The sequence below is a fragment of the Streptomyces sp. NPDC101393 genome (assembly GCF_044767385.1).
In the GTDB taxonomy this organism is placed as follows: Bacteria; Actinomycetota; Actinomycetes; order Streptomycetales; family Streptomycetaceae; genus Streptomyces.
The window spans coordinates 361,388-381,872 of sequence record NZ_JBIWNU010000009.1 but is presented as its reverse complement, the minus strand read 5'-3'; the positions used below and the strand labels follow the sequence as shown (position 1 = coordinate 381,872).

General features: G+C 72.3%; 13 protein-coding genes. 3 read left to right on the top strand and 10 right to left on the bottom strand.

Annotation, left to right across the window (positions count from 1 at the left end; translation table 11 throughout):
- Window positions 1-2: 2 nt before the first annotated feature.
- Window positions 3-4,460 (bottom strand): type VII secretion protein EccCb, encoded by a 4,458-nt coding sequence (gene eccCb, locus ACIRQ7_RS28760; RefSeq protein ID WP_404265542.1) that lies wholly within the window; start codon window positions 4,458-4,460, stop codon window positions 3-5.
- Window positions 4,461-4,613: 153 nt separating this feature from the next.
- Window positions 4,614-5,078, bottom strand: a complete 465-nt coding sequence (locus ACIRQ7_RS28755; protein WP_404265541.1) for a hypothetical protein — start codon at window positions 5,076-5,078, stop codon at window positions 4,614-4,616.
- Window positions 5,079-5,673: 595 nt separating this feature from the next.
- Between ACIRQ7_RS28755 and ACIRQ7_RS28750 the strand changes: the two genes are divergently transcribed.
- Window positions 5,674-6,309 (top strand): MerR family transcriptional regulator, encoded by a 636-nt coding sequence (locus ACIRQ7_RS28750; RefSeq protein ID WP_404265540.1) that lies wholly within the window; start codon window positions 5,674-5,676, stop codon window positions 6,307-6,309.
- Window positions 6,310-6,397: 88 nt separating this feature from the next.
- Here the strand turns inward: ACIRQ7_RS28750 and ACIRQ7_RS28745 are convergent, their stop codons facing one another.
- Together ACIRQ7_RS28745 and ACIRQ7_RS28740 are read right to left on the bottom strand one after the other, a co-directional pair.
- Window positions 6,398-7,027: a class I SAM-dependent methyltransferase gene (locus tag ACIRQ7_RS28745; protein WP_404265539.1), complete on the bottom strand. Its 630-nt coding sequence runs from the start codon at window positions 7,025-7,027 to the stop codon at window positions 6,398-6,400.
- Window positions 7,028-8,168: 1,141 nt separating this feature from the next.
- The gene (locus tag ACIRQ7_RS28740) at window positions 8,169-9,521 is read right to left on the bottom strand and encodes an FAD-dependent monooxygenase (protein WP_404265538.1); all 1,353 of its coding nucleotides are present in this window, start codon (window positions 9,519-9,521) and stop codon (window positions 8,169-8,171) included.
- Window positions 9,522-9,645: 124 nt separating this feature from the next.
- On the opposite strand from ACIRQ7_RS28740, the gene ACIRQ7_RS28735 reads away from it, so the two are divergent.
- Window positions 9,646-10,413 (top strand): TetR/AcrR family transcriptional regulator, encoded by a 768-nt coding sequence (locus ACIRQ7_RS28735; RefSeq protein WP_404265537.1) that lies wholly within the window; start codon window positions 9,646-9,648, stop codon window positions 10,411-10,413.
- Between the two features lie 308 nt (window positions 10,414-10,721).
- Here the strand turns inward: ACIRQ7_RS28735 and ACIRQ7_RS28730 are convergent, their stop codons facing one another.
- Window positions 10,722-11,804 carry a rod shape-determining protein gene (locus tag ACIRQ7_RS28730; protein ID WP_401470075.1) on the bottom strand — a complete coding sequence of 361 codons (1,083 nt, stop codon included), beginning with the start codon at window positions 11,802-11,804 and terminating at the stop codon, window positions 10,722-10,724.
- 221 nt (window positions 11,805-12,025) lie between these two features.
- Entirely contained in the window at window positions 12,026-14,140 is a 2,115-nt protein-coding gene (locus tag ACIRQ7_RS28725; protein ID WP_404265536.1) for an FUSC family protein, read from the bottom strand.
- 298 nt (window positions 14,141-14,438) lie between these two features.
- Between ACIRQ7_RS28725 and ACIRQ7_RS28720 the strand changes: the two genes are divergently transcribed.
- The gene (locus ACIRQ7_RS28720; RefSeq protein WP_404265535.1) at window positions 14,439-15,491 is read left to right on the top strand and encodes an alpha/beta hydrolase; all 1,053 of its coding nucleotides are present in this window, start codon (window positions 14,439-14,441) and stop codon (window positions 15,489-15,491) included.
- Window positions 15,492-15,542: 51 nt separating this feature from the next.
- Here the strand turns inward: ACIRQ7_RS28720 and ACIRQ7_RS28715 are convergent, their stop codons facing one another.
- From ACIRQ7_RS28715 to ACIRQ7_RS28700, 4 genes are all read right to left on the bottom strand, one after another.
- Window positions 15,543-16,046: a hypothetical protein gene (locus ACIRQ7_RS28715; RefSeq protein ID WP_404265534.1), complete on the bottom strand. Its 504-nt coding sequence runs from the start codon at window positions 16,044-16,046 to the stop codon at window positions 15,543-15,545.
- 245 nt (window positions 16,047-16,291) lie between these two features.
- Window positions 16,292-16,816, bottom strand: coding sequence for a GNAT family N-acetyltransferase (locus tag ACIRQ7_RS28710; RefSeq protein WP_404265533.1), 525 nt, complete (start codon window positions 16,814-16,816; stop codon window positions 16,292-16,294).
- Between the two features lie 34 nt (window positions 16,817-16,850).
- The gene (locus ACIRQ7_RS28705) at window positions 16,851-17,747 is read right to left on the bottom strand and encodes an ABC transporter permease (RefSeq protein WP_404265532.1); all 897 of its coding nucleotides are present in this window, start codon (window positions 17,745-17,747) and stop codon (window positions 16,851-16,853) included.
- On the bottom strand, window positions 17,744-20,452 hold the full coding sequence (locus tag ACIRQ7_RS28700; RefSeq protein ID WP_404265531.1) for an alpha/beta fold hydrolase: 2,709 nt from the start codon (window positions 20,450-20,452) through the stop codon (window positions 17,744-17,746). Before ACIRQ7_RS28700 ends, ACIRQ7_RS28705 begins: the two co-directional genes overlap by 4 nt.
- Window positions 20,453-20,485 lie beyond the last annotated feature (33 nt).

Sequence of the window (20,485 nt, the reverse complement as noted above, 5' to 3'; positions counted from 1 at the left end):
GGTCAGTTGGCGGGGAGCCAGCCGGTCTGGATCAGTTGGCTGCCGCGTCTGCGGGTGATGAGGGTGGCGCGGCCCGGTGGGAGGGGGCGGGGCCGGACGTTGCCCACCAGGCCGCCCTCGGCCGGGTCACCGGAGAGGAGGAGGCCCTGCGCACCGAGTTCCAGGGTGCGCTGCATGACGGGCTCGTACTGGGACCGGCCGCCGCCCGCGGTGCTGCGCGCCAGGATCAGCCGCAGGCCCAGGTCACGGGCGAACGGCAGGTATTCCAGCAGGGGTTGGAGCGGGTTGCCGCTGCTGGTGGCCACCAGGTCGTAGTCGTCGACGAGGACGAACGCGTCCGGCAGGTCGTACCAACTGCGGTTGCGCAGCTGCTCCGGAGTGACGTCCGGACCGGGCATCCGCCGGCCGAGCGAACCCGCCAGACCGGAGATGGCCTCCTGCAACTGCGAGGACGCCGCGCAGTGGTGGGACACATGGCTCGCCGGGATGTTGCCGAGCAGCGAGCGGCGGTAGTCGGAGACCAGCAGCAGTGCCTTGTCCGGCGGGTAGCGCTCGGCGATCTGCTGCGCCAGGAGACGCAGCAGCGAGGTCTTGCCCGATTCGCCCTCGCCGTAGACGACCAGCAGCGGGTCGGTCTCGAAATCGATGAACGCCGGGGACAGCGTCGCCTCGTCGACGCCGATCGGGATGCCGCGCTGCGGGTGGGTGCCCGCTGGGGGCAGCTCGTTGACGTGCAGGAGCTTCGGCAGCACGCGGATCTCGGGTGCCCTGGGGCCCTGCCAGTTCGCGCGCACCGCCGACACCAGGTCGCTCACCCCGTCGCCGATCGACGTCGGGTCGCCCGCCCCGGCACCGATCGCGCCGGGAGCGGACACACCGGCCCCGGCCGCCCCCTGCCGGTAACCGGCACCGCCTCGGCCGTCCAGCCGCGGGAGGGCCGCGCGGAAGCTGAGCCCTTCCGGCGACAGGCCGCATCCGGGGCGGCCGGCGGGGACGTTGTCCGCCTTGCGACGGTCGATCTCCGACTCCATCGGGTCGCCCAGACGCAGCTCGACGCGGTTGAGGAGATGGTCGCGCAGCGTGGGGCGGAGGTCGGCGTAACGGGCGGCGCCGATGATGAGGTGGATGCCGTAGCCGAGGCCGCGGGCGGCGAGGTCGAGGATGACGGGGTCGAGGCTCTCGTATTCCGTACGGAAGCGGGACCAGCCGTCGATCACCAGGAAGACATCGCCCCACCGCTGTTCGGAGTGGTGGCCTGCGGCACGGAGCCGGCGGTAGGTGGCCATGGAGTCGATGTGGTGGGTGCGGAAGTACTCCTCACGCTCGTCGAGGACAGCGACGACCTCGGCGACCGCGCGCCGGATCTTCTCGGGGTCCAACCGGGAGACGGCCCCGCCGACATGCGGCAGCCCCTCCAGCGACAGCAGTCCGCCGCCACCGAAGTCGAGGCAGTAGAACTGCACTTCGCGCGGGGTGTGGGTGAGGGCGAAGGAGGAGATGACCGAGCGGATCGCCGTCGACTTACCGGACTGGGGGCCGCCGACGACCAGGCCGTGTCCGGCCGAGAGGGAGAAGTCGAGGTACATCACCTCGCGGCGCTGATCGAACGGCTTGTCCACGATCGCGGCGGGCACCACAAGAGGGCCGATGGCGTCGAACCCTGTCGCGTGCAGGCCGCGTTCCTCGGTGACCGCGAGCAGGGGCAGCAGCTCGTCGAGCGACGGCGACTCGCCCAGCGGCGGCAGCCACACCTGGTGGGCCGGCCGGCCCTGCCCCTGCATCTGCCGGACGATGACGTCCAGGACGGAGTCGGCCGACGCACCGGGCTCCGCACCTTCGCCGGGAGCGCCTTCCGGGCCGCCGTCGGGGGCGTCCGCCAGGTGCGGACCGGAGACGTAGGCAGCCTTGAACTGCACCATCGTGTCCGTGTCGTGCCGGAGGATGCCGGAGCCCGGCGTGCTCGGCAGGTGATACGCGTCGGGGGCGCCGATCGCGGCCCGCGACTCCTCGGCCGAGAACGTCCGCAGCCCGATCCGATACGAGAGATAGGAGTCCAGGCCACGCAGCCTGCCCTCCTGGAGGCGCTGGGAGGCCAGCAGCATGTGCACACCGAGCGAACGGCCGATGCGGCCGATCTGGGTGAACATCTCAATGAAGTCCGGTTTCGCGGTGAGCAGTTCGCTGAACTCGTCGACCACGATCACCAGGGACGGCAGTGATTCCAGCGGGGCGCCCGAAGCGCGCGCCCGTTCGTAGTCGGTGATGTTGGCGTAGTTGCCGGCCGAGCGCAGCAGTTCCTGGCGGCGCTGCAGCTCGCCCGTGATCGAGTCGCCCATCCGGTCGACCAGGGCCAGATCGTCGGACAGATTGGTGATCACCGCCGCCACATGCGGCAGCTCCGCCATACCGGCGAAGGTCGCGCCGCCCTTGAAGTCGGCCAGCACGAAGTTGAGCGTCTCCGAGGAGTGGGTGACCGCCAGGCCCAGCACCAGGGTGCGCAGCAGCTCCGACTTTCCCGAACCGGTCGCGCCGACGCACAGGCCGTGCGGGCCCATCCCCTGCTGCGAGGCCTCCTTGAGGTCGAGCAGGACGGGCCGGCCGTCTCCGTCGACGCCGATCGGCACCCGCAGCCGCTCGGCCGGCGTCCGGCGCCGCCAGGTCCGGGCGACGTCGACGGATGCCGCGTCGCCGATCTCCAGCAGATCCGTGAACCGGAGCTCCTCACGGGCTGCGGGCACCACGAGGGCCGCCTCTTCGGCGGCGAGCCGCGCCCAGCCGCCCCGCGCGCGGCTGCCGAGGGCGGCGGCGGCCGTCGCGAGGTCGTCCACCGCCACCACCCCGTCCGTACGGGGCAGCGCGATGTGCACGTACCGCTTCTCCGCGCGGTCGTTGCACAGCGCCACCCCCGGAGTGGCGGGCGTCAGACGGGCGGCCAGATCGGGGTGCACGATCGAGTCGTCCGGGGAGCTGAGCGCCAGCTCGAACCGGGTCAGCATGACCTCCAGCAACTGCCGGGGAAGGGCGGACCACTGCGGCGTGCTCACCACGATGTGCACGCCGTGCCGCAGGCTGGTGGCACCGACCGCGCTCACCGCCAACGACAGGTCATGGTGGTTCTCGGCGAATTCGGACCAGCCGTCCACCAGCAGGAACACATCGCCCACCGGCTGGTCGGCCAGCTCACCGCGGGCCCGCGCACCGCGGTAGGCCTCGATGGAATCGATCGACGGCAGGCGGGCGAAGTCGCTCTCGCGCCGGGTGTTGACCGCGACGGCGTGCATGACCATCCGGTGCACGTCGTCCGGGTGCCGGCGGCCCGCGATGCCGCGTACGTGCGGGAGATGGGCGAGGCGCCGCAGGCCGCCCCCGCCGAAGTCGATGCAGTGGAATTCGACCTCGGCGGGGGTGTGGGTCAGGGCGAGCGAGGTGACGAGGGTCTGCAGCAGCAACGTCTTGCCGCTGCGCGGGCCGCCCGCCACCGCGACGTGACCCGCTCCGCCGGAGAGATCCACACAGTGCGTCTGGACCCTGCGCCCCTCCGCCCGGTGGGACCGCCCGACCGGGGTGATCAGCCGGCCGCTGTCGCGCCATTCCTCGGCCGACAGGCCGCGCTGCTCGGTCACCACGATCGGCGGCAGCAACTGGTCCATGGTGGAACGCGGGGACGGGCCGTCCGATTCCACCAGCCCGGGGAACGGGCGGTGCGCGTGCGGCGCCGCCTTCGACAACCGCAGCCGGCTGCCGCCCTGGATGTCACTGCCGAAGAAGGTGGGCTTCTGGTCGTGGGTGCGGCCCACAAGATCGGCGACGTACTGGTAGAGCTCCTGCGCCGTCACCCAGCCGTCCTCGTCCAGGTCGGCCTTCCCGGTGGTCAGGCCCTGGATCACCGAGCGGGTGAAGACCGAACTCCACTCGGTCGCACCGCCCGTCGCGCTCTCGTCCTCCTGCGCTTCCTGTACGGCGTTGGAGGCGGTGATCACATAACTGCCCCGCTGGTCCACGAACTGCTGCGGAAGATCATCGACGGAGACGGTGGCGCCTTTCGACTTCCCGAAGGCGCCGGAGAAGCAGCAGTCCAGCAGGGCGATCTTCTGTTTCGCCCGGCCGTATTCCATCGACTCCTTGATGAATTCCGCCGACACCGAACTGGCACGCATCATCTCGCGGCTGGTCTTCACGGTGGCGAAATGCAGCCGGCCCCGATTGTCCTTCAGTCCGTGGCAGGAAAGGTAGACGAGCGCGAGATCGACATCGCGGTCCTGAAAGAGACGCTCGACCGCCTCCTCGATGACGGCCTTCGATTCATCGATCAGTACCTGCACCGCATCGAACTGCCCCAGATCCGGGTCTTCCAGGAGCGCGGCGAGCTTCCGGGCGTCGTGGACGGGAGAACGCAGATGCGGAAGGGACGGGTCCAGATACCGCTCGGTGGCCACGAGAAGGGCACGCCGGTCACCCACGACGACCTCCCCCGGGGCACGCCGCACGGGAACCGCACCGCGCGGCACGGGCAGGACGTCGTCGCCGGTCCACCAGGCGGTGCCACCGGAGCCTCATGTCCGCTGTCGCTTCCCGCCGTTGCAGCCGATCCTCGGCGGGGTCTCGGCCTGGCATCAGGAGCCTCCGCTCGGGCCCCCCGGAGACGCGGGATCCGCCGGCGCCAACGCCTGCGGGGAGGGCCCCGGACCCGCCGGAGCCGCACCGCCGGCGGAGAGCACCCGGATCCAGGCGTCCACCGCCGCGTCCTGGGTCTTCTTCGAGGCAGCCTCGATCTCCAGCCGGTGCTCACCACTGACCAGCACGGCCTTACGGGCCCCGCTGCGCTTCATCCACTCCCGCACCACGAGCGTCAGCGACCGCAGCACGGCCACCGAAAACCCTCCACTGACCACCAACGTCGCCAGAGACGGCAACAGGCCGCTCTTCGCGCCGTCGGCCCCCGGCCCGCTCGGCCGGACGACGTCCGGCAGGTCGAGCAGCAGCAACTCCTCGTGAAGCTGGCCCGTCAGCTCGTCCAGAGCCTGATCGTCCGCGTCGTCATCCTGCACGACGACCGTGATGTCCCCCGCGATCACCATTCGCCACCTCTCTCGCTCGGACGGATTCTACGGCCGGCGGCCCGGCCGCGCGTAGCGGGTCACCTCAACATGTGCCTTCCGATGGCGAGTTGGGGACGCGGCGTCGTGCGGACGGCCGGCGTCGGTATCGGAGGCGGGCACGCGGGCAAGCGGGGCGGACTCCACGGTGGGTCCGCCTCCGGTCCGCAGCGGATCCGCCTCGGATCCGCCGCGGGTCCGCCGCGCCCGACCGCCCGCCAGTCCCCGCACGACGGCAACTACGGAACTCGCCACCCACTCGCCTCTCTTCATTACCTCTCTCGGGTTCCACCGCGCTCCACCCTTTCCACCGCGCTGGAACGGTTTCCACCGCGCGGATTCGTATGGACAGGAACGCACGGACGACGGAGAGAAGCGGAGAGAGCAGAGGGGGTCAGAGAGAGGCGGAGGTAGAGGTAAAAGTGGAGGTAGAGGCAGAGGGAACGGTGAACCGGGAGGCCACCTGCCAGAACTCTGATCCTGAGCGCCCTCTCTGGTCCTGAACACGGAAACGGGAATACGAACGCGCTGAAGGGGCGGGAACAGGAGGATCCCGACCGACCGCTACCCTCGGGGTATGCGTATCGGCGAATTGGCGCGGCAATCCGGGGTCTCGGTTCCGACAATCAAGTACTACACCCGCGAAGGCCTGTTGCCCACCGGCGAACGCACCGGTCCGAACCAGGTCCAGTACGCCGAATCACATGTGCGGCGGCTGAAGTTGATCCGCGCACTGATCGACGTCGGCGGCCTGTCGATCGCCGCGGCGGGCGAGGTGCTCACCGAGGTCGACTCCCCCGGACGTTCGGTGCACAGCATGCTCGGCACCGCCCAGTCCGCGGTCAGCCGCTCCACCCCCGAACCGGGCGACGACGAGAAGTGGGTAAGCGCCGAGCAGGAGGTCGAGGAGCTGGTGGGCCGGCACGGCTGGGCGGTCAAGCCCGAGAATCCGGGCCGGCAGACGCTGGTCCAGATCGTGGCGACCTACCGCGACCTGGACCAGGGCGAGTTGCTCGGACTGCTCGACCTGTACGCGGACGCGGCAGGAACGCTGGCGCCCGCGGAGTTGGGTGTCATCGCCCGCGCACCGAGCAGCGACGGCAAGGTCGAGGGCACGGTGCTCGGAACTCTGCTGGGCGACGCCGCGATGGCCGCGCTGCGCCGGATCGCGCAGGAGGACGTTTCCCGAAGAACGCAGCCGGAGGCGCGGTAGCCAAGACCGGCGGCCCGGGCGAGACAGCGCCAGGGGCAGGGGGAGGGGGAGGGGGAGGGGGAGGGGCAGTTGGCAGGCAGGGTCCGGCTCAGTCGGCGTGTACGGGGTCGCTGACCGGCGCGAGGTGGTGCACGCGGGCCGGCGGCAGGTTGCCGAGTACGGACTCGCTGCGGAAGGCGTGCCGGTGCAGGATGCGCCGCAGGACGTTCTGGCCGTCGAGGGTGTGTTCACGCGCCGGGCCCCTGGCGAGCGTCCGGCGCATCGTGGCCCCGCCGACGTATCCGAAGAAGGAGAGCGTGCCACCGGGCCGCAGGGCACCGAGCAGCCGGCTGAAGATGTCTTCCGTCGTGTGGGCGTCGAAGTTCGCGAACGGCAGGCCGCACACGATCGTGTCGTAGCTCCCCAGGTCGTGTTCCTGCACCAGGCCGGTACGGAATCGCAGCCTCGGGTCGCTTCCGTAGGCGCCGCGCAGCAGGTCGGCGAAGCGCGGGTTGGCCTCGACCAGGTCCAGGGTGTCCAGCCGTCCGATGGAACCGGCGATGTGGCGGGTCACCGCTCCGGTGCCGGGGCCCACTTCGAGCACCGCGCGTGAACTTCCGGGGCTGGGAATCACGTAGCGGGTGAGAGCCCTGCCGAGTCGGGAACTGCTCGGCGCGATCGCCCCGACGTCCCGTCGCGTCCGGGCGTACTCGCGGAGAAACAGCGACACTTCAGCCATCGGGCCACCCAACATCTCTCACGACAGCAAAGCAATAGCAAAACTATCGATAGCTCAAGTTACGGTTCGCGATCGAGGGTGCCACAGCATGACGTCACGCGTCACCCCGGTCCGCGTGCCCATTGATCGCGATCCCAATCCACCGAACGAGAGAAGATCCGCGACCCGGACCTGGGGGGGGAGCAGCCACCACCGCCATCGCCGGCCATCACCGGCCGTCGCAGGTCGCGGCCGGGGAGGCTCCGGGGCGCCGACAGGGTGGCCACGGCTCGCCGCCGGGTGGCGCGACCGCGGGGGCGCGGCCTCACGGCGGGCCGGGCGGCGGGGAGGGTGACCGGCCGCACACAGGGCCACTATCGGCCGCGCTCACCCCCCCCCCCCGGACCGGCGCACCCTGTGACACCAGGCACGGGTGGCGCGAGAGGGAGGACATCTCACGCGGAAAGGGGCGTAAGCAGGCGAAAGGTGGGCTGATCGGGCGGGCAGCGAGAAGGGGGATACGCGCACCTCGGGCGGAGCGTCGGGCGGAGAGTTCGGGCGAGGGAAACCCGTCACGCCCGGCCCGCCCGTCACGCCCGTCACGCCCCAACGCCCCGCCATGTGTCAGGCTCCGCCACGTGTCACGCCCCGCGACGCATCAGCCCCAGCCGCCTCACCTCGCGCTGAATCCCCCCCGCGTCACCGCCCACCGGAACCCCCCGGCCGCACCCTGCCGAGCGGGTGCGGCCCACCGCTCCCCCGCCTGCCGCTCCCCCGCCCGCAGTGCGGCGCGCCTGCACCCGCGCCGCACTTCACATCCCGCCACCCCGTCACAGCGCACCCGCCTCCCCCTCCCCCCCCCGCCCCACCCCCTCACCGAGCAGGTCTGACCAGCTCTCGCAGGTATGACCAGCTCTCGCAGGTCAGACCTGCTCTCGCTTCGCCCTCGCCCATCGCCCTGCCGGGCCCCGCCGGGCCCCAACCGGACCCCACCCCCTGGACCCCAACCCCGGGGGGACCCACCCCGGGACCCAACCCGGCCGGCCCTCACCCCGCCGGCATCCCGCCCCGCCAGACCCTCCCGGTCGGGCCATCACCCCGTCGCCCCGCCCCCGTCACCCCTCACCGCGCCCCCCCGTCGCCGCACGTCCCCCATCCCCCGTCACCCCATCAACTCGGGGTAGGGCTCCAGCGTGATGGCTGCGGAGAGTTCCGTGCCTCCTTCCAGGATGGCCGCGATCGTGGCCGGGTCGTTGAGGGCGGCGTTGCGCGCGTCGATTGCCTCCTGGGTGGGCGGGGCCATGAACGCGCCAACCCCCGCGCCGCCTTCCTGGCACGCCGTTACGTAGGGACGCATCCGCCGTTCATAACGGGCGAAGGCCTCCCGGTGACCACCTGTACCGCCTTCCCCCTCACCATCGGCATCGCCCTCGATATCGGCACCGGCCTCGCCACCCGCGGCCGCCAGCTCGCCCGCGAGGACGTATGCCCCGACGATCGCCGCGCCCGTGCCCATGCCACCGACCGTCGCGCTGTACGCGGCATCGCCGAGGAGGACGATCCGGCCCATGGACGTGGACCAACGGGGGACATCGGCCCGGCTTATGGAGTCGAAGTAGAAGTCATCGGCGCCCCACAATGTCTCGATCAATTCCGGCGTCCGCCAGCCCGCCCCCTCGTATGCCTGGGCTATCGCCTTCTTCTGCGCATGGATGTCGCGTCGGTCGCAATCCAGCTCGGCTGAGGCGAAGACGCAGAACACCTCACCCGCGTAGCCTGCTTCGCCCTCCCGGCGGGCCATACGGCCGACACTCGCCAGCCGGCCCGGCTCGCCGTAGCCCACCGGTCGGACGGCGAGGTCTGCTGCCCCAGCGGGCAGATCCCAGGCGGCGACGTAGTAGCCGAGGTGGCTGACGAATTCCTTCTCCGGGCCGAAGGCCAGTCTCCGTACGGTGGAGTGCAGGCCGTCGGCGCCGACCACCAGGTCGAAGGTGCGCGGCGCTCCCCGCTCGAAGGTGACGTGCACGCCGTCGTCCGTCTCGGTCAGGGAGGCGATGGAGTCACCGAAGACGTACTCGGGGGCGGTGGACGTGGTGGAGGCTGCGCCGCTCGGTCCATGGCCCTTCCGGCTGTGGTCGTGCAGGAGGCGGGAGAGGTCCGAGCGGAGGATCTCCAGATCGCCGCCGGCGAACTCCTCAGGGAGGGTGGCTATTTCGTCGCCCTGCGCGTCGATGAAGGTGAGGGGGCTGCCGGTCGTGCGGTGCTCTCTGACGCCGGCGAGGATGCCCATACGCTCCAGCACGGCCAGATGCGCGGCGCCCCGGAAGTCGACCGCGAAACCGCCGCCGCGCAGGGCGGGAGCCACCTCGATGACGGTGGTCCGCCAGCCATGACGGGCGAGCCAGTAGGCCAGCGCCGGGCCGGCCACGCTCGCGCCCGAGATCAGCACCGTCCGCCGCCGATCTCCCGTGGCGCCCGCAGCGCCCGCGGAACTCGGATTCCCCACTTCGCGCATGGCGTTCATCCCCCTGTTTCGTGCAGCCCCTCATCTGCTCGTCGGTCACGAGCAGGCTCGCACAGAGAACTGTATCCGATGGACGCAGTCACGTATACCCCGGACACAGTTTTAGGATGTGCGGGTGTCTGGTGACGAGAAGAGCAGCGTGTTCGGGGATCAGGCGAGCAGCGTTGCGCTGCTGTGGGGCGGGCGGGAGCGGCCCAGTCGTGGCCCCAAGCCGGCCTTGAGCCTCGATCGGATCACGCGTACGGCCATCGCGCTCGCCGATATCGGCGGGCTCGCCGCGGTCTCCATGCAACGGGTCGCCGGGGAGCTCGACTTCACCAAGATGTCCCTGTACCGCTATGTCCCCGGCAAGAGCGAGCTGGTCGCGCTCATGATCGACACGGCGATGGGCGAACCGCCGGCGAGCGCAGCAGGTGCACCCTGGCGGAGTGCGCTGCACGAATGGGCCGGGCAGTTGGCTGCGGTGTTCGGTCGGCACCCGTGGCTCCTGGAGGCGGCCACCGGGCCCCGCGTCATGGGCCCCAATGAACTCGGCTGGACCGAGCGCGCCGTTGCCGCTCTCGCCGGCACGGGTCTCACCGGTGGCGAACAGCTGGACGCCGTGGTGGTGGTGACCGGCCATATCCGGGCCATCGCCCAGGTGTCGGTGTCGATGGGGCTGGGCAGCGCGGCGGCGAAGACGCCCGAACAGGTCATGAGCGCGGCGTTGAACGAGCTGCTCGTCGGCCGCTCCGACCGCTTCCCGGCCCTCACTGCCGCCGTCGCGTCCACCGCCACGGGGGCCGGGAGCGACAAGGCGTGGGAATTCGGGCTGGAGCGCATCCTGGACGGCCTGGAGGTCCATATCTCCCGCGGGCAGTCAGGCGACGGCGTCCGAACCTGACGGCCGGGGCTGGGCCCGGGAGTGAACAGCGCAGTGAGCGGCAGGACCTGTTGCTGTGGCTCTTGCTGTGGCTCTTGCTGTGCCTCTTGCTGCCTCTTGCCTGTACCTCGCGGCCACGCGTCAGCCGGTGAGCAACCAATCGATCAACCGGTGAGCGACCATCGAGCAACCGGTGAAGACTCACCCAGCAACCACCGAGCCACACCGAGCAGCCGCCGATCAACGACCCGGCGTCCCCCGCCGACCGGCCGCGCCGCGCCGCCGCTGCCGCTGCCGCCGTCGGGCAGCTGCGCGCAGGCCCCGAGGCGTTACAGGCGGACCGTCCTGCGGGGCTGCTCCTTCGCGCCCGTCAGCAGGCCGTGCAGCGAGGCGAATTCGTCGACGCACTTGGCGGTGCCGTTGACCACGCAGTCCAGGGGCTGGTCGGCGACCGTCACCGGGACGCCCATCTCCTGGCGCAGCCGCAGGTCCAGGCCGCGCAGCAGGGCGCCGCCGCCGGTGAGGGCGATGCCCTGCTCGATGATGTCGCCGGAGAGTTCCGGCGGGCAGGCGTCGAGGGTGCGGTGCACGGCACGGACGATGGCGTCGACCGGTTCGGCCAGGGCCTCGCGGATTTCTTCCTCGGTGATCTCCTGGATCCGGGGCAGGCCGCTGACGTGGTCGCGGCCGCGGACGGTGTAGGAGGGGCGGCGTCGGGGCTCGCCCTCTTCGTCGACGTCGACGGGGGTCCAGGCCGCCGAGCCGATGGCGATCTTGATGTCCTCGGCGGTGCGCTCCCCGATGGCCAGGTTGTGCTTCTTCTTGACGTACGTGGTGATCGCGGTGTCCAGGGCGTCGCCGGCGACGCGTACGGACTGGGCGGTGACGAGGCCGCCCATGGAGACGACGGCGACCTCGGTCGTGCCGCCGCCGATGTCGACCACCATGCAGCCGACCGGTTCGTCGACGGGGAGTCCGGCACCGATGGCCGCGGCCATCGGCTCCTCGATCAGGTGCACCTCGCGGGCCCCGGCGCCCTTGGCGGAGTCGATGACCGCACGGCGTTCGACGCCGGTGATGCCGGACGGGACGCAGATGACGACCCGTGGCCTGGCGAAGCGGCGGCTGCTGGGGAGGGCCTTCTTCATCAGGGCGCGCAGCATCTGTTCGGCGGCGTCGAAGTCGGCGATGACGCCTTCCCGCAGGGGGCGCATCGCGGTGATCCCGGAGGGGGTGCGGCCGATGGTCCGCTTCGCCTCCGCTCCGACGGCGATGACGTCGCCTGCGGCATTGACGGCGACGACGGACGGTTCGTTCAGCACCACGCCCTTGCCGCGTGCGTACACAAGGGTGTTGGCGGTGCCGAGGTCGATGCCTATGTCGTACGTACCGGACGAAGTGCTGGACGCCATGGGGAGTTCGTTTGCTCTCTCTCGACTGGGTGAGTGGCCCCCTGCGGGAGCCGGGGTCCTGGGACATCGCGGACCGGACGGCACCATTGGCTTACCAAAGGCGTCAATTGCGGGCAATTATCTAGACTCCCGGGAGCCCGGATTGGTTCCCGGAAGGTGCCGGCGAGTAGCTGGGGAGTGGCTCCGGGGCAGCTGTGGGGTGGGGCGGGGCGGGGTGGCGCTCAGCGGCTGCTGCTTCCCTGGGTTCCGCGGGCCGCCCGGTTGCGGCCGCCCGGACCGCGGGACAGGGCCTGGGCGAGGTCGTCGAGGGCGTCGAGGAGCAGGTCGGCGCCGCGCAGGGCGACGCCCTGGCTCTCGTCCTCCGCGTCCCACCGCTCCCATACGGCCCGCAGTTCGCTCCAGTCGAGTTCCTCGCGGTCGCGGACGGCCTGGGTGGCGTCCGGCAGGGAGACGCGCAGTTCGAAGGCGAAGGCGGTGGCGCCGGCCGACGGCTCGGCGTCCCGGGGCGGCAGGTGGGCCTCCAGGAGCATGGCGACCCGGCCCATGGTGGCGAGCGCGGTGTGGGCGGAGGTGGCGGCGGACAGGGACAGGCCGCGGTGGCGTACGGGTTCCTTCTCGGCGCGGTCCTCGCTCTCCTCCCAGGCGGCGCGGGCCGCGCGGGAGTCGAGGAGGGCCTCGCGGACCTGGCGGGGGCGCCGTTCGGCGGGCCGGCCGTGCAGGTCGAAGACAGCCAGCGCGTAGCGGCCGTTGGCCTCCAGCCATTCGGCGAGGCGGTCGCGCAGCTTGGGGGTTTCCCAGGCGGGAAACAGGGCGTACGACAGCATCGCGAGGAGTCCGCCGCCGAGGGTGAGCACGACGCGTTCCTGGACGGTCTGCTCCCAGCCCTCACCGGCGATGCCGAGGAGGAAGACGACGTACGCGGCGACGCAGGCGGAGGTGACGGAGACGCCGGTGCGCATCAGCAGGTACATGAGCAGCACACAGATGACGGCGAGTCCGGCGCTGACGTACAGGCCGGGGTGGGCCAGGGCCATCAGGCCGCCGCCGACGGCGACGCCGACGAGGGTGCCGCTGAAGCGGGCGACGCCGCGGGAGTAGGTCTGGCCGAAGTCGGGGCGCATCACCATGACGGAGGTGAGCGGCACCCAGTAGCCGTGGCCCAACGGGAGCGCGGTGCCCAGCAGATAGCCGGCGGAGGCGACGGCGCAGACCCGCAGGGCGTGCCGCAGGATGAGCGAGGACCAGCGTGCTTCGCGGCGCAGGGCGCGCAGGGCGACGGGGATGAGTTTGGGGACGCTGGGGCGCAGCAGGTGGCCGCGTTCGGCTTCGGTGGTGGGGCGGGTGGCCTGGACGGGTTCGTCGGTGAGTTCGACGGCGTCGGCGAGCAGGGAGATCAGGCGGTACGCGGAGCGCCGGGCGGCGCCCTTGAGCATCGGGCCGGATTCGGGGACTTCGAGGGTGGCCATCGCTTCGGGCGGGAGCCGGACGGGGCTGGCGTGCCGGACGGCGTGTGCGACGGCGTCCAGGACGGTGCCGGCGGCGTGCAGCAGGTCGCGGGCCCGGTCGCGTTCGGGCCCTTCGAGGGGGGCGCCGACGACGGGGTCGGCGAGCGAGGCGAGGACGGGCCTGACCTGTTCGGCGAGGTGGCGGGGGCCGTGCAGCTGGACGGGGCGGCGTTTGGCCTGACGCGGGGTCACGGCGGAGGCGAGGCGGGCGTCCATCAGGGGTGCCGGGTCGAACGGGGCGACGGGGTCGTGCCGCAGCCGCCGGGCGTAGTCCGCTTCGGCGGCCAGGGCGTCGGCGAGCGCGTCGCGCTGGACGCCCCAGGGGCGGACGGGGAACACGACGATGAGGGTGGCCTGGACGAGGCCGCCGAAGGCGATCAGCGCGGCGTGTTCCAGGGCGCCCAGTACGGACGTCGGGAGGGTGACGGTGACCAGCATGATCGCCACGGTCTGGGTGCCGGCGAGGCCGGAGACCGGGCCGATCGCCCAGGCCATGCCGGACAGGAACGTCCAGCCGGCGATGAGCAGGAGGAAGGCGACGATGTGGTCGGAGACGAGGTAGCCGAGGAAGGTGGAGACGGCGAGGCCGCCGGCGACGGCGAGGGCGAGGACCGGGCGGGGGCGCATGCTGCGCTGGAAGGTGACGATGCCGGAGGCGAACGCGCCGAAGGCGGAGGAGACCGCGAGACCGGGGTTGCCGAGCCAGAGGCACAGGCCGATGACGATGGCGACGCCGACGGAGCCGCGTACGGCGATCAGCGGGGTGAGTTTGGTCCGCTCGATGGTCAGCCCCGAACGGGCGGTCTCCTTCAGCGCACGCGACCAGGTCATACCCGGAACAATACGGTCGGCGGCCGGGTGTTCCGGAATGGGCGCTGCCGTTTGTCCTGGGGGCGCGGGGTTCCGGGAGGCGGTGCCTGCCGGGGGAAGCCGGGACAGGCGCCGGGAAAATGACGGTAAAACGGACTCCTGGTGTGCGTAAACCACACAGGTCAGGGCGGGTTGCCCGGTTTCGGCACCGTACGGTGCGAGCAATCTGACACTCCGGAGGGGAAACCGGGCCCGCCACGGCCCCCTCTTGCTGACCGGCCGGGACGTCGTCCGGCACGTTCGGCAAGGAGAAGGACCCGTGCACAAAGCCCTGTTCACCCCGGTGGTCACGCTGATCGCCCTGACTGTTCTGCTCTGCACGGCGGGCTGCGGCGCCGCCGGACCCGGCCCCGCCACCGGGGTCAGCGCCGGCCACGCCTCCCCCGTACGGGTCCGGTTCGGCGACGCCGGGGCGGGCGCCGCGCCGCACTCCCCGGCGCCGGGACAGCGGTCCTTGGTGTCGCAGCCCACCCGTCCGATCAGCTTCGGCGAGCTGCGCCGGGTCGGCGGCGCGGGCCGCAACACCCCGATCGGGGTGACGACCCTGCACGGCCCGAAATCGGGCTTCACGGGGAAGGTGTGGGTGTGGGCGCCGCCCGAGTACTACGAGAAGCGGAACGCGGACAAGGGCTTCCCCGTGATGGAGGCGCTGCCCGGCTCGTACGGCTACCCCGTCAATTACTGGACGGGCGCCACCCCCGGGCTGGAGGAGCATCTCGCCCAGTGGGCGAAGGACGGCCGCAGCCTGCCGTTCATCCTCGTCATGCCGGTGCTCAATCCCGACAACAGGCAGTACTACGACGGCAGTGACATCCCGGGGCAGCCGCGGATCGGGACCTGGCTCGCCCGGGACGTGCCCGACCTCGTACGGCAGAACTTCCGCACCCTGCGCACCCGCGACGCCTGGGCGGTGATGGGCTCGTCGTCGGGCGGGTTCGCGGCGCTGAAGACCGTGCTGCAGCACCCGGGGACGTTCAAGGTCGCGATCGCCAGCGGGCCCGACATCGTGCCCGACTCCCCACTGTGGGACGGCCACGACGCACAGAAGCGGGCGAACAATCCCGAGGTGCTGGCCCGCCGGCTGATCGCGCGCGGCGGGCCGCAGGTCCTGTTGGCGTTCCAGGACGGTTCGAAGGAGGCGACGGTGCTGCCGAAGGTCCGGAGGTTCATCGCCCAATACGGGCACGGGCCGGTCCGGACGCGGCTGCAGATCGTGCCCGGCGGGACGCACAGCGCCCGGACCTACGTGCGGGGACTGGGCGCCGGGACGCTGCGGTGGGTCAGCGCGCACATGCAGGGGCCGACCGCCTGAGCGCGGCCGGCCCCGGACGGCGCGCCACCGGCGCGCCGGACACCCGCCCGGTCACTGCGGGCAGTTGACGTCCTGCAGCGCGATGGGGTCGGAGTCGAGGTCCACGTAGGCGGTGAAGGTGCCGCGGGCCTTGCCGTCCCAGATGGTGGTGACAGTCGCCCAGCCGACGCCCGCGGACTGCGCGGTGGTCACCTTGCCGATGGAGATCTCGCGTGGCGTGTTCTGGGCGCAGAGCAGGAGGTCGTAGCCCTCGGTGTGTTCGGCGCGGTCCTTGAGGTAGTCGGAGACCTGGTGTGCGCGGGCCCAGTTGGTCGGGCCGTGGTGGCCGTAGAAGCCGGTCAGGAAGCGGCGGATCTCGGTGGCGGTGTGCCGGCCGTTGGGGTCGGAGCCGGCGGTGTGCGCGGCGGCGGCCGACTGCGGCGGGTGCGGGACGGCCGCGGCGGACCCGGCGGCGGCGACGGACAGGGTCAGGCCGAGCGCGGCGGCACAGGCAGCGGCGAGCGTGGCGTGACGTGAAGCGGTACGGAGCGTGCGGGGCAGGAGCGTGCGGGGCATGGGAGTCCTCACCTTCCGGCAGTGAACACATCAACGGGGCCGCTATCGGCCTTATGGTCAGAAAGCGGGCTTCTCGGGTGTTCCGGAGCGAAGCGAGCTTCTGCGTATCAACCGGTCTTCGGTGAGGGAGACATCCGGCCACGCCAAATGGTTGCGGTGCCGGAGGCCGGGGACCGATGTTCGCCCGTTCGCCGCGGCGGGACCCGTCCGCGGCAGGCACCTGATCCCGGTGGCGGAGCCCCGGGTCACCGCCCGGCGCGGGGTGCGACGCGCCGCTCCCAGCGCACCTCGCCGTCCCGCCGGGCCGCCGTGGGGCGCAGGCCCGCCGCGGTGGCGACGGCGGCCGAGGCGTGGTGTCCGGGGTGGATGTGCGCGAGGAGAAGGGTCACCCCGTAGGGGGCGTCCGGCAGCGTCGCGGCCAGTGCCGTCACGGCCTCGGAAGCCGGCCCGCGGCCCTGCCACGGCGTGCCCACCACCCAGGCGAGCTCGGCCTGCCCGGCGGCGATCGTGGCCTGCACACAGCCGGTCAGCCGGTCCTCCGCGCGCAGCCGCAGCAGCCAGTTGCACCAGCGGACCGCCGGATCGGGCGAGCCGGCGACCAGCCGCCGGTAGCGGGCCCGCAGCGCGTCCTCCGGCTGCGGGGCGCCACCGGTGTGGAGGTACAGCGCCGGATCGGCGAGCACCCGTGCCATCTGAGGCGCATCCTCCTCCCGCAGCGGCAGCAGATCGAGCCGCGCGGTCACCGGCCCCGCCGCCGCGCTGTCCGTCACCGCCCGGCCGTCCGCGCCCGCCGGGCCCCCGCCGTCACGACACCACGTCCTTCTTCGCGAAGCCGCGGAACGCCAGCGCGACAAGCACCAGCGCGTACGCCACCGAGACCGCCGAGCCCTGGATCATGCCGGCCCATTCCATCCGGGGCTGCAGGGCGTCCGCCCAGGAGTACTGCCAGTGGGCGGGCAGGAAGTCCCGCCAGTTGTCGAGGGCGGTGACCTGGTCGAGGACGTTGCCGACGATGGTGAGGCCGACGGCGCCGCCGACCGCGCCCAGCGGCGCGTCGGTCACCGTCGACAGCCAGAACGCGAGCGCCGCGGTGACCAGCTGGCTGACGAAGATGTAGCCGACGACGACCGCCAGCCGCGGCACCGCATCCCCCGCGGACAGGGCCCCGCCGGTGGGCAGTTGCAGCGGGCCCCAGCCGTACGCGGCGGTGCCCACACCTAGCGCCACCACCGGCAGCAGCACCATCGCCGCCGCGCTGAACACCAGCCCGACGGTGAGTTTGCTCAGCAGCAGCCGGGCCCGCGGCACCGGCGCGGCCAGCAGATAGCGCAGCGAGGACCAGCTCGCCTCGGACGCGACGGTGTCACCGCAGAACAGCGCCACCGGGACGACCAGCAGGAAACCGGCGGAGACGAAGAGGGCGGTGGCGGCGAAGTTGCCGCCGGACGCCGTGGCGGTGTCCATCAGCGTGACGCGGCCGCTGCCGCGGCTGCTCGGATCACCGCCGATCGCGAACGCCGCGACCAGCACGAACGGCAGCAGCGCCAGGATGGCGCCGATCACCAGGGTGCGGCGCCGCCTGAGCTGGCGCAGCGCCTCGACGCGCAGCGGGAGGGTGCGGCGCGGGCGGTATCCGGGGGCGGCGGGCGGTGACGGCTGCGCCGGTGCGGGCGCGGGCGCCGGTGTCGCGGAGGCGGTCATCGGGCGTCCCCTCCGATCAGGGTGAGGAAGGCGTCCTCCAGGCGGCGGTGCGGGCCGATACGGTCCACGGGAATCTCCAGCCGGAGGAGGTCGGCGAGCAGTTGCGGGGTGCCGGCGGGGTCGGCGACGCGGATCAGCAGGCCCTCGTCGGCGCGGACCGCGGAGACCACGCCGGGCAGTGCGCCGGCCTTCTCCACCAGCGCGTCGGACAGCTCCGCGCCGTCGGTGACGCCCGCGACGCCGACCAGCAGCGTGTCGCCGGAGCCGGTGATCTCGGCGACCTTCCCGGCCTGGACGAGCCGGCCGCGGTCCATGACGACCAGGTGCGTACAGCTCTGTTCGACCTCGGACAGCAGATGGCTGGAGACGATGACGGTGCGTCCGGCGGCGGCGTAGCCGATCATGACGTCGCGCATCTCGCGGATCTGCGGCGGGTCGAGGCCGTTGGTGGGCTCGTCGAGGATCAGCAGGTCCGGCAGGCCGAGCATGGCCTGTGCGATGGCCAGGCGCTGGCGCATGCCCTGGGAGTAGGTGCGGACGGCGCGTTGCAGGGCGTCGCCGAGGCCGGCGATCTCCAGTGCCTCGTCGATGTGGGCGTCGGCGGCGGGGCGGCCCGTCGCCTGCCAGTACAGGTCGAGGTTGGCGCGCCCGGACAAGTGCGGCAGGAAGCCCGCGCCCTCCACGAACGCGCCGACCCGGGACAGCACGGGCGCCCCCGGCCGGATCGCGTGCCCGAAGATGCGGATCTCGCCGTCGTCGGGCCGGATCAGGCCCATCAGCATCCGCAGCGTGGTCGTCTTCCCGGCGCCGTTGGGCCCGAGCAGCCCCAGCACCTGCCCCTTCTCCACGCGGAAGGACACCTCCCGCACGGCGTACCGGTCGGCGGACCCGGCGTACTTCTTGCTCAGGTCCGTGATCTGGAGGGGTACGTCGGCGAGTTCGGGGTCGGGGGCGGGCGCCGCGGCCCTGCGGCGGGCGGTGAGCAGCAGCGCCGCTGCGATCAGCGCGCCCGCGGCGGGCAGGCCCCAGGTCCAGGCGGGCAGCGGAACGGCGGCGCTCTGCACCCGGGGCGCGGTCGGCACGGACAGGGCGCCGCCCTGGAGGGAGACGGTGTAGGTGGCGGGTTCGGTGGGTGAGGCGTAGGCGAGGTCGGTGGCGGAGAGCACCAGCCGCATGCGGTGACCGGCGGCGAAGTCATGGTCGACGGCGGGCAGTTGGATCCGCACGGTCTTGCCGTCCCGGGCGTCCTTGACGCGGTAGGGCGCCACGAGCTGGGAGGGCAGGGTCTGCCGGCGTCCGTCGGGGCCCACGTCGTAGACCTTGGCGAAGAACACCGCGTCCCGGGACGTGGACCGCACCCGGACGCTCGCGCGGGGACTGCCGGTGAGGTGCGTGGCGTGGGCCAGCGGCGCCGAGTCGAAGCGGGCGTACTGGCCGGGGAAGTCGAGGGAGAGCCCGGAGGCCCCGAGGGAGGAGAGGTTGCCGAGGGCGCCGACGCCGGGCACCGCGGAGATCGCGGGCGGCCCGGCACCGGCCGGATTGCCGAAGCGCTGCTCGCGGCCGGCCAGCTTCACCCGCCGCGGGTCGTTGTCCAGGCCGCCGTAGCGGTCGCCGCTCGCGCCCCGCAGCCGCACGGCGCCGTCGGTGGAATCCACCCCGCCGCTGCGGCTGATGCGGAAGGCGGGCCCGGTGTCCGCGCCCTTCTCGTCCTTCAGATACCGGTCGAACCAGCTCTTCGTACGGGCCTGGAGGCGGGCCGTCTCGCGGTCACCGCCGTCGTGGCCGCCGGCGATCCAGTCGACGTCGACGGGCGCACCGTTCTTGCGGACCGCCTTCTCGATGGCGTCGGCCTGGCCGAGCGGGAACAGCGAGTCGGTCTGGCCCTGCATGATCAGCGTCGGCACCTTGATGCGGTCGCCGACGGCGGACGGGCTGCGCTCCTGGAGGAGCTCGCGGGCCGCGGCGTCGGGCTTGCCGGCGACGGCGACCCGCTGGTACATCGCGCAGAGTTCCGGCGTGAACTTGCCGCAGCCGCCGGCCGTCGCCGGTGGGGCGGCCGCGGTGGATGTGGGGGCACCGGCCGAGCCGGTGGTGAAGAAGATCCCGGCCCACAGCTTCTTGAACACGCCGTGGGGGAACAGCGCGTCGGCGAGGTTCCAGTAGGTGATCTGCGGGGCGATGGCGTCGACCCGCGGGTCGTGCCCGGCCGCCAGCAGCGAGATCGCGCCGCCGTACGAGGCCCCGGCGACGCCGACGCGCGGGTCGCCCGCCTTGTCGAGCCGCACCTCGGGCCGCTTCGCCAGCCAGTCGATCAGCCGGCTGACGTCGGCGACCTCACCGTCCGGGGCGTTCAGCCCGATCTTGCCCGTGGAACCGCCGAATCCGCGCGCCGACCAGGTCAGCACCGCGTAGCCGTCCCTGGCGAGTTGCTCGGCCTGGCCGCGGAGGTTGGCCTTGCTGGCCCCGAAGCCGTGGCCGAGCAGGACGGCGGGCCGCCGGCCGCTGCCCGCGCCGGTGAAGAAGGAGGTGTCGATCCGGACGTCCTTCTTGCCGCCGGGCTTGTCGGGCATCGTCAGGGCCCGGTCCTCGCGGTGCACGGCGGGCGCCGCGTCCGAGGAGGCGGCCGCCCAGGTGCCGCCCCCTATGAGTACGGCCAGAGCGCCCACGGTCGCGTAAAGGCGCCGCCCGCGCAGTCGGAGTTCCATATCCGAATCCTAGGGACGCACCGGACGGGGCGG

Excerpts from the sequence above, each read along its gene's own strand:
- ACIRQ7_RS28755 (WP_404265541.1), bottom strand. The coding sequence starts at position 5,078 with ATGGTGATCGCGGGGGACATCACGGTCGTCGTGCAGGATGACGACGCG.
- ACIRQ7_RS28750 (WP_404265540.1), top strand. The coding sequence starts at position 5,674 with ATGCGTATCGGCGAATTGGCGCGGCAATCCGGGGTCTCGGTTCCGACA.
- ACIRQ7_RS28745 (WP_404265539.1), bottom strand. The coding sequence starts at position 7,027 with ATGGCTGAAGTGTCGCTGTTTCTCCGCGAGTACGCCCGGACGCGACGG.
- ACIRQ7_RS28740 (WP_404265538.1), bottom strand. The coding sequence starts at position 9,521 with ATGCGCGAAGTGGGGAATCCGAGTTCCGCGGGCGCTGCGGGCGCCACG.
- ACIRQ7_RS28730 (WP_401470075.1), bottom strand. The coding sequence starts at position 11,804 with ATGGCGTCCAGCACTTCGTCCGGTACGTACGACATAGGCATCGACCTC.
- ACIRQ7_RS28725 (WP_404265536.1), bottom strand. The coding sequence starts at position 14,140 with ATGACCTGGTCGCGTGCGCTGAAGGAGACCGCCCGTTCGGGGCTGACC.
- ACIRQ7_RS28715 (WP_404265534.1), bottom strand. The coding sequence starts at position 16,046 with ATGCCCCGCACGCTCCTGCCCCGCACGCTCCGTACCGCTTCACGTCAC.
- ACIRQ7_RS28705 (WP_404265532.1), bottom strand. The coding sequence starts at position 17,747 with ATGACCGCCTCCGCGACACCGGCGCCCGCGCCCGCACCGGCGCAGCCG.
- ACIRQ7_RS28700 (WP_404265531.1), bottom strand. The coding sequence starts at position 20,452 with ATGGAACTCCGACTGCGCGGGCGGCGCCTTTACGCGACCGTGGGCGCT.